Below are 871 nucleotides of genomic sequence, written 5' to 3'. Positions count from 1 at the left end.
CGTATCCCCCTTACCGTTGAAGGGCGCCAGGATGTCCGGCGTTATGGGTCGAGGGCCGCCTGGGGGGCCTGCCAGTTGCGGATCGGTGTAAACGATATTGCCGCCTGTGGCGGAGATATGTTCCATGTACAGCGTCTCGATCCAGCCTGGGTCATAGGGCTCGTAGTGAGGGATGTGTACAAGGCCGGTGACATCAGGGTCGATCAAGCCCAGGTCAATGGGCTGGTAATCGGGGGCAGGCATTTCAACGGGTGTGCCAACAACCGTCACAGTATGACTGCCTGACTGGCCTCGAATAGCACCGCTGGCCTCGTAATAAACGAAGGAAATACTGAATGAACCGCCCACCCAGTTTGCAACATGGTGATTGGCAAGCGGCACCAAGACGTTGTAGGTGTTGAAGTCCGGCGCCGCTGGCAACACTACGGTTTCAGTGGTGCCATCCAACAAAGTGGCCTTCACAGTGACGATGACGTAACGGCGCGGGTTGGGTGCAGGTAGCGTTCGGTCGGTAAAACAGCGTACTTGCAGATCTCCTTCACTGTCAGTATCCCAATCCAGTAAGTCTGTTGGGACACCGTCGAGCTCAAACTCCGGTGGCTCGCGGAAGCTCGGGTCCAGTTCACTGTCTAGAACATACTGCTTGGAGAACCGATATTTATCACCGGCTTGGTTTTCTACAACATCCTGGACCGTAAACCTGACGGTGATCGTCCCAAAAAGATTACCCAGCAAAATAACGGTTATATCGATAAAAACGAGGATATCGACAACACCGGCGGCTTCATCGTCCGTCACCCGGTGAGGCACATAATTGCCGTCCCAGGACACGCTGATCAAATCGTTACGACGGATGTTTTCATAGCGTTCA

1 pseudogene is annotated in these 871 nt (G+C 54.3%); it reads right to left on the bottom strand.

The features are described 5' to 3' along the window. A pseudogene (locus J1G37_RS29195) lies at positions 1-871 on the bottom strand (YncE family protein); the annotation flags it as partial.

This window comes from Pseudomonas sp. Marseille-Q1929 (assembly GCF_017316265.1).
Classification (GTDB): domain Bacteria; phylum Pseudomonadota; class Gammaproteobacteria; order Pseudomonadales; family Pseudomonadaceae; genus Aquipseudomonas.
This window is presented reverse-complemented; position numbering and strand designations above follow the sequence as displayed.